4 protein-coding genes and 2 pseudogenes are annotated in these 8,113 nt (G+C 63.6%); 2 read left to right on the top strand and 4 right to left on the bottom strand.

The window, feature by feature from the left end; translation table 11 throughout:
- Nucleotides 1-117 precede the first annotated feature (117 nt).
- Nucleotides 118-2,156: pseudogene (locus M1B35_RS17485) on the bottom strand (TonB-dependent receptor).
- 296 nt (nucleotides 2,157-2,452) lie between these two features.
- Between M1B35_RS17485 and M1B35_RS17480 the strand changes: the two are divergent.
- Together M1B35_RS17480 and M1B35_RS17475 are read left to right on the top strand one after the other, a co-directional pair.
- Nucleotides 2,453-2,683 carry a VF530 family protein gene (locus M1B35_RS17480; protein WP_123328720.1) on the top strand — a complete coding sequence of 77 codons (231 nt, stop codon included), beginning with the start codon at nucleotides 2,453-2,455 and terminating at the stop codon, nucleotides 2,681-2,683.
- A 10-nt stretch (nucleotides 2,684-2,693) separates the two neighbouring features.
- Nucleotides 2,694-3,359: a Pr6Pr family membrane protein gene (locus M1B35_RS17475; RefSeq protein ID WP_268262622.1), complete on the top strand. Its 666-nt coding sequence runs from the start codon at nucleotides 2,694-2,696 to the stop codon at nucleotides 3,357-3,359.
- Between the two features lie 51 nt (nucleotides 3,360-3,410).
- Here M1B35_RS17475 and M1B35_RS17470 read toward each other — a convergent pair whose 3' ends face one another.
- The 3 genes and pseudogenes from M1B35_RS17470 to M1B35_RS17460 all read right to left on the bottom strand — a co-directional run bounded on the left by M1B35_RS17470 (nucleotide 3,411) and on the right by M1B35_RS17460 (nucleotide 8,047).
- On the bottom strand, nucleotides 3,411-4,196 hold the full coding sequence (locus M1B35_RS17470) for a siderophore-interacting protein (RefSeq protein WP_268262621.1): 786 nt from the start codon (nucleotides 4,194-4,196) through the stop codon (nucleotides 3,411-3,413).
- Nucleotides 4,193-4,777, bottom strand: coding sequence for a PadR family transcriptional regulator (locus tag M1B35_RS17465; RefSeq protein WP_123328717.1), 585 nt, complete (start codon nucleotides 4,775-4,777; stop codon nucleotides 4,193-4,195). Before M1B35_RS17465 ends, M1B35_RS17470 begins: the two co-directional genes overlap by 4 nt.
- A gap of 164 nt (nucleotides 4,778-4,941) precedes the next feature.
- Nucleotides 4,942-8,047, bottom strand: a pseudogene (locus M1B35_RS17460) (transglycosylase domain-containing protein).
- Nucleotides 8,048-8,113: the final 66 nt, after the last annotated feature.

The following is an 8,113-nucleotide window of genomic DNA, read 5'->3' as shown; positions in this document are numbered from 1 at the left end:
GGCGTGATGGGTGTAGGAGCCGGCTTGCCGGCGATAGGCCTTGGGACGGACATCGTTCTTACGAACGCCATCGCTGGCAAGCCAGCTCCTGCAAAAGGGCGGAGCGTTGGGCGGTGATTAGAAGGTGGTACGCAACCCGACTTCCACACCGCGCCCGGCGGCTGGGGCGATGTCCCGCAGGATCGAACTGGCGTAGCGCACGGTTTGGTTGGTCAGGTTCTCGCCCTTGACGAAGGCCAGCCACTGGCTGCCGCCGATGTCGAAGCGATACCCGGCGCTGGCCCCCAGAGTGGTGTAGCCGTCGGTGCCGCTTTCGTTGTCGGGCACCTGGCCCTGGCTGGCGGCGTGCTGCACGTCCAGGCGGGCTTGCCAGCGATCCCGTTCCCACAGCAACCCAGTGTTCAGGCGCAGCGGCGCAATGCGTGGCAAGGCTTCACCGTTGTCCAGGTTCTTGGCTCGGGTGTAGTCGCCAGACAGCTCCAGGGCGAACTTGCCGTAGGCGCTTTCCCCGAGGGTCCAGTGATCCTGGGCTTCGATCCCGGCGAAACGTGCGCGCACACCGGAGTAGGTGTATTCCGGAATACCGTTGGCATCTTCTTCACCGTCTTCGTCCAACGTCCGGCCGCTGCCCAACAGGCCGATGTAGTTGGAGAAGTGGCTGTAGAAGACCCCGACGCTGCCCTTGTGGGTGCCGTTGTCAAAACGCAGGGCCAGGTCGCTGGACACGGCTTTTTCCTTGGACAGCTTGGCGTCGCCCACTTCATAGGTGCCGGTGGCCACGTGGGCGCCATTGGCATACAGCTCGTAGAAGGTCGGCGCACGCTCGGTGTAGCCCAAAGTGGCGGCCAGGGACCAGATCGGCGTCAGGGTATAGACCGCGCCGGAGGACAGGCTGCCGGCGGTGAAGCTACTGGACTGGTCGGCCCGGGCGAAGCGTTCGTTGCCTTTGCTGTCCGGGTCTACGGTGGTGTGCTCCAGGCGGCCGCCGAGGCTGAGTTTGAGGCGCTCGGTGGCCTGCAGCTCTTCGAGGATAAACAGCGCGCCGCTGTTGGTATCGGTTTGCGGCACGAAGGCTTCTTCACCCAGGGCGGAGAACTCGTTGCGATTGACCTGGGCGCCCACTACGCCGTCGAGGGGGCCGAGGGGCTGGTGGCGGGCTTCGACCCGTGCTTCGTAGCCCTTGTTCTTGAAGGTGGTGCCGGTTTCGCCGCCTTCGATTTCCCGGTGTTGGTAATCGGTGTAGCCGGCGTTGAGCTTGATCGAGCTGAAGGGCCCCTGCAGGTTGCGCAGTTCGGAGGCGAAGGCGTAGTGGTCCTGCTGCATGCGAATACGCACCGCCTCTTCGGCCGGTGAGCCGTAGTTGGAGTCGTAGTGGCTGTAGGAAAGGCCGGCATAGCCGTCATCCCAGGTGTAGGAACCGCCGACGCGCCACCGTCCTGGCGCCCGTCGCTGTTGCCCAGGCGACCTTTTTTGCCATCGCCGTCTTCGCTCTCGGCAGCGTGGCGGCTACGGGCGTAGCCGGGGATTTTCAGGTCGTTGAACTGCCGGGAGTTGGCGTCCAAGTGCAAGGCGAAGGTGCCGTCACCGGCTTCCAGTTTGCCGGCACTGCTGCGGGTCGTATCGGCACCGCCGTAGCGCAATTCGCCCGCCCCGTGGATGCCCTCGATGGCGGCGGTGGGAATGCGATTGTCGAAGCTGTTGACCACGCCACCGATGGCATTGCCGCCATACAACAGCGCCGCCGGGCCGCGCACGATTTCGATGCGCTCGACGTTGACCGGGTCCAGGGGCACGGCGTGGTCGTAGGACAGCGACGAAGCGTCCAGGGCGCCGACGCCGTTGCGCAGCAAGCGAATACGGTCGCCGTCCAGGCCGCGGATGATGGGCCGGCTGGCGCCGGGGCCGAAGTAGGACGAGGACACGCCGGGTTGCCTATTGAGGGTTTCACCGAGGCTGCCTTGTTGCTGCAGAGTCAGTTCATCGCCTTCGAGCACGGTGCTGGGCGCTGCCAATTGCTCGCTGCCCAGAGGGTTGGCGGTGATGACTTGGGGTTGCAGCTCCAGGGCCTGGGCCTGGGAAACCAGGAGCAAAGCGGCGGACAACGGGGTCAAGCGCCAGCGTAGAAAACGAGAAGGGCGGGAAGTGCTGAGGGACATCGGTCATTCCTTGGCAAGCGACGCGCAGGGCGCGGTGAGTCGAAAAACAGGCTGGACACGGGGGTGTCATGGACGGGGATGGGTTTTCGTTTGTTGTTACAATATAACATCTCTTTTGTGTCTCAAAGGAAGGAACTTTTACCCGGTCTTTTTCGCCACCGCTGATCGTTGAGGGATGGCCAGCGACTACAGTTGATTGAGCACGTGCCGATTCACTGTGGCTCAAGCCTTCCACCCGGCGATGCCCTCGGCTAAGGTGCGCGGCTTCCGTTTCTCTCTTCGCAAAAAGGCCTGGCATGACCGAACCCAAAACCGACCCGCTGCACGGCGTGACCCTGGAACAGATCCTCAACGCGCTGGTGGAGCACTACGAGTGGTCGGGCCTGGCGGAGCGCATCGATATCCGCTGTTTCAAGAGCGACCCGAGCATCAAGTCGAGCCTGACGTTCCTGCGCAAGACCCCGTGGGCCCGGGAAAAGGTCGAGAAGCTCTACATCAAACTGGCGCGCGGCAAACGCCCCGTCTAAGGACAGCCGAATGCGTGTCGCAGCGCTGCGAGCGATTCCTGGCAAGCACGGCCTGATCGCCGGGGCGGCGGTTCTGGGTTGGCTGGGACTGACGGTGCAGCTGTACCTGATCCTGCTGCTGCGTTGGAGCGCGGATGCCAGCCTGCTGGGTGGGTTGGTGAACTTCTTCAGCTTTTTTACCGTGCTCAGCAACACCTTGGTGGCGACGGTGCTGACCTGTGCGCTGAATCTGCGGATATCCCGTGGCCAGCAGTTCTTTCTGCAGCCGTGGGTCAGCAGCGGGATTGCCGCGAGCATTCTGCTGGTGGGCTTGGCCTACAGCCTGTTGCTGCGGCACTTGTGGCATCCCCAGGGCTGGCAGTGGCTGGCGGATGAGTTGCTGCACGACGTGATGCCGCTGCTGTTTCTGGTCTATTGGTGGTGCTGCGTACCCAAGGGAAAACTGCGGCTTCGGCACATCGGTGTGTGGATGCTTTACCCGATGCTGTACTTCGCCTATCTGCTGTTGCGGGGGCGTTTGCTGGGGTTGTATCCCTATCCCTTTATTGCCGTGGACAAGCTGGGTTATCCCCAGGTGCTGCTCAATGCCCTGGGAATATTGGCGGGGTTTGTCCTGGTGTCGCTGGTGCTGCTAGGCATAGACCGCTGGCTCGGCCATCGACGCCCAATCCCCTAGGCACCGGCTTGCCGGCGAGGGCCCTCAAAGCCCCCACCGAGCAACGCCGGATCAGTCTTCCTCGTTGTTGTCCAGGCGCCAGTAGCCGGCGGCCTTGACGAACTCTTCATTGAGCTTGTGCTCATCCAGCAGGACCCGGCGCAGTTGCCGCGACACCTTGCTCTCGGTGGCGATCCAGGCGTAAAGCCGGCCTTGCGGCACGTGCAACTCGCGCACGCAACTCATCAGGTCCTTCTGGCCGCCATTACGCTCGACCCAGATCACCTCAACCTCGGCGGCGCTGCGCAGTTCCCGGCGTTCCGCCGCGTCCTGCACTTCGATCACCGCCAAGACCTTGCGTCCGGCCGGCAGTTCTTCAAGGCGGCGGGCAATGGCCGGCAGGGCGGTTTCATCGCCGATCAACAGGTAGCTGTCGAAGATGTCCGGCACGATCATCGAGCCGCGGGGGCCGCCGATATGCAGGTATTGGCCGGGCTTGGCCTGCTCGGCCCAGGTCGAGGCAGGGCCGTCGCCGTGGAGCACGAAGTCGATGTCCAGTTCGCCGATCTCCAGGTCATAGCGCCGTGGCGTGTAGTCACGCATGGCCGGCATCGGACCGCCGTCCTTGCCGGAGCCCAGGGCCAGGGTTTCCAGGGCGGCTTGTTGCTCGGCGTTCTGCGGGAACAGCAGCTTGATGTGGTCGTCGCTGCCCAGGCTGATAAACCCGGCCAGTTCCGCGCCGCCCAGGGTAATGCGGCGCATGCGCGGGGTCAGGTCGACCACGCGCAATACTTCCAGGCGACGGCGTTTGATCTCGTGGCTGACGCGGTGAATGGTGAGCGAGTTATCTACGGTCATTCAGCTTGCTCCTTCGCAGGTTGGCTGGCCGGCCCATCGACGATGGCCTTGGCGGTGTTGTTCAGCAGGTCGCGTACACGGAGGATTTCCTCCGGGCTCCAGCGGCCATGGTGCAGTTGCAGGGCGTGGCGCAGGTTGTGCACCGCCTCGTGGATTTCGGCCGGGCGATCGTGCCCGCGCAGGGAGCGTTTGCTGACGTCGATGCGCGTACGCACGCCGTCCAGGGCAATCGCTTGGTCTTGCAGGGATAGACGGCCGGTTTCGGTGACGCTGTAGCGCTTTTTGCCGCCTTCGGCATCGCCACTGATCATTTCGCTTTCTTCAAGGAAGGTCAGGGTCGGGTAGATGACCCCGGGGCTCGGGCTGTAGGCCCCATCGAACATGCCTTCGATCTGGCGGATCAGGTCGTAGCCGTGGCACGGCTGTTCGGCAATCAGGGCCAGCAACAGCAGCTTCAGGTCGCCGGGTGCGAAAACCCGGGGCCCGCGTCCACCGCGTTCGCGACCGGGGCGTTTTTCGAAGCCGTCACGGCCGTCGCCATGTTCTCGATGACCGGGGTGGTGGGGGTGGTGCTCTCTCATTTTCTCTTTCTCTCGTCGGGTTTAGATACAACTTAAGATATATCTTATTAAAAAATCAAGCGCTGGCGATCAACGGTCTTGAGGGTCGACGAGAGACGGCGGGGCAGCCTGGCGCTCGATTGCGCCAGGTTATTGATTCATTGGGGATTAACGTCGGCAGCGGGTCAGCGTTGTGCCAGGCTGCCCAGGCATTGGGTGCTGCTGCCCGGTTGCAGGTAAGGGGTGAGGATGGGGGCCATGCCCTTGAGCACCTGCACCGGCAAGGCCGAGGTGAACTTGAAGGCCTGGGCCGAGGCGCCCGGTACGTAGGCGGTGAGGGTGCCGAAGTGATGCTCGCCGATGTAGAACACAAAGGTGGCGGTGCGGTTGATGGATTTCGAACTGAGGATGCGTCCGCCCGCGCCGATGGCTTCGATGCGGTTGTCGCCGGTGCCGGTCTTGCCGCCCATGGCCAGGGCCGTGCCGTCGGGTAGCTTGAAGCTGCCGGAAACGCGTTTCGCCGTGCCTGCATCCACTACCTGGGACAGGGCCGAACGCAGGGCGCTGGCCACTTCCACGGGCATCACCCGTTTGCCTTTGTCCGGGTCGTTGAGCAGCCGGGTTTCATAGGGCGTGTCGGCGGCGAAGTGCAGGCTGTCGATGCGCAAGGTGGGCAGGCGCACACCGTCGTTGAGGATGGTGCCCACCAGTTCCGCCAGGGCCGCCGGGCGATCCCCGGAGCTGCCGATGGCGGTGGCCAGGGACGGCACCAGATGGTCGAACGGGTAGCCGACTTTCTGCCAGCGCTGGTGAATGTCGAGGAACGCCTCGATCTCCAGCATGGTGCGGATGCGGCTGTCCCGGGCGCTCTTGTGCCGGCTTTTGAATAGCCAGCTGTAGACCTCCTGGCGCTCGAACTCACTGGCTTTGACCACCTCGCTGAAGGACGCCTCGGGGTGGTTCAGCAGGTAGCCCAGCAGCCACAGATCCAAGGGATGGACCTTGGCGATGTAGCCCTGGTCCGGCAGGTCGTAGGCGCCGGGGCCATAACTGGCGTAGAGCTTGTCGAGGCGCTCGTCGGTGAGTTTTTCAGTGAGCTTGGCGCCTTTGAGGTGCGAGCGCACAAACCGCGCGAAGCTTTCCTGGCTGGCATCGGGCAGCAGGTAGCGATGCACCGCCGCCAGGCGAATCGGCGTCGGGTGCATGCTGTCGAGGAAGGTGTCCAGGCGCGCCTGGGTGTCTTTGTTGCGGTACTTCTTCCAGAACCGCAGAAGGAACGACGTGCCTTCATGGTCGGCAAACTTGGCCAGGTATTCCTGGCGGCGCGGGTCGCCATCGTCCTTGAGCAGTTCGGCGCTGTTGTTGTCTCCCGAGTAGGTGCTGTAGCGCACCAGGTCACGCATCAGGCGAATGAACGGCAGGTTGATGGACTCACGCAGAGCGTCGCGCAGGGTTGGGTTACGGCCGTTGTCTTCATTGCGGAAGTTGTGGAAGCGATGCAGCCCGCCGCCGGTGAAAAAAGCTTCGCCGGGGCTCGCGGAGTAGGTCCGATCCAACGCCGCATCGAGCATTTTCGACAGGTCGCGGTCGCTGTTCTGGCTCAGGTAATCCACGGCCCAACGGCTGAGCCGGTCCTGTTCGGCCACCTCGACTTTCTTCAGTTGTGCCGGCGTTTGTGCGGCATAACGGCCGTGCAATTCGGCAATGATCTGCAGGTAAGTGGTGAGCACCCGCAGCTTGGCGGTGGAGCCCAGTTCCAGCTTGCTGCCCTCGTTGATATCGAAGGGCTGGTCAGTGCTGTCGGTCTGCACCCGCACCCGTGAGCCGTCCGGCGTCAGTTCGAACAGGGTGAAGCTGTAGCGCACCTGGGTGGTGCTGGTGGGGGTCAACAGGCGTTCGCCCAGCAGCCCGATCTGCGCCGCAAAAGCCGGGTCGGCCAGTTGCTTGAGGTAGTCGGTGGCCTGGCGTTGCAGGTCGCTCTGCAGGGTGCTGGTGGCCGACAGGTCGAGGCGGTCCAGGTCGTACAGGGGCCGATTGAGCAGGGCAGCCAGGCGGCTGCGCGCCACGCTGATGCCCTTGTTGGTCTCGATCGGTTGCAGGGTGGGCTGTTGCTGCCAGTCGCGGTAGCTGACCTGGCTGGCCAGGGCGGCGGCGGTCAGCGGGCCGTCCAGCACCCCGTTCTGCGCCAGCAGGCGGATGTGGCTGTCGGTCAGCTCCGCCAGTTCTGCGCGGCCCTTGGACAGGTAATGGGAGGGCCGACGCTGGGCGATCATCAGCGACAGCACTTCGCGCAGGGCCAGGCCCCGTTGCGCCAGGCTCTGGGGATCGCTGGCGGTGCTGGCCAACTGCTGATTGACCTGATTGAAATCGGCGCCGTACCAGACCCGCAAGCCTTCGGCCATGCCGTGTACTTCGCCGTGCCCGGGCACCGCCGAGAGCGGCACGCTGTTGAGGTAGTCGCGGACGATCCGTTGCCGGGCCTCCAGGGTGTTCGGGCCATCCTGGTAGGCGCGGACGCTGGCGGAAATCATCTGGCGGATTTTTTCGCCGCCCGACACCGTCAGGCCATCGGGGGAATGCCGGTATTTTTCCAGTTGCGTGGCCAGGGTACTGCCGCCCGCGGTTTGCCCGGGCAGGTGCAGCAGCTTGGCCACTTGCGACCAGGCGCCTTGGCGAAGCGTGGCCAGTCTACTGCCGGGTTGGCCAGGGGTTGCTTGGGGTCCAGCAGGTCACGGTTTTCGATGAACAGCAGGCTGTTCACCACCACGGGTGGAATTGCGGCAAAACTTGAATACAGCTGCTGCGGGTAGTTGAACTGATACAGCGGTGCAGCGCGGCAGTCGGTGATCGACAGGCCGGCCTGGATCTTTTCGGTGTAGGGCACGAAGAAACCCTGTTCGCTGTAGTCCATCAAGGCCGGGGAAAAATGCGCCTGGGCATCGACCAGGTAGCCGGCTTGAGCAGGCGCGGCAGAAATTCGCCGAGGGCGCTGTAGCCCAGGCGCTTGTCGAAGGGGCCGGCACCGGGATAGCGCACCGCGTCGCTGGGGCCGGGTTGCACGCTGTAGCGCAAGTCATCGGCGAGGTGGCTGAAGGTTCGGGCCTGCAGGGTCGACTTGCGCATTTCCCGCATCGCGGCAAACCCCAGGGCAATCATGACCAGCAACAACAGCAGCCAGAACAAGCGCCAGCGGTAACGACGGGGGGCGGATTTTTTGGGTAAAGGCGCTTCTTCCACACTCTCGGTTGGCACTGCGGTTCTACGCGAGTTTGACTGCCATAAAGCGCCCATAGTCGATTGATCCATTTACGCAGATTGATCGGACTTGTCTGAAGCTTAGTCGCTGGTTGGAGGCGG

Source organism: Pseudomonas morbosilactucae, from assembly GCF_023241665.1.
Classification (GTDB): domain Bacteria; phylum Pseudomonadota; class Gammaproteobacteria; order Pseudomonadales; family Pseudomonadaceae; genus Aquipseudomonas; species Aquipseudomonas morbosilactucae.
This window is presented reverse-complemented; position numbering and strand designations above follow the sequence as displayed.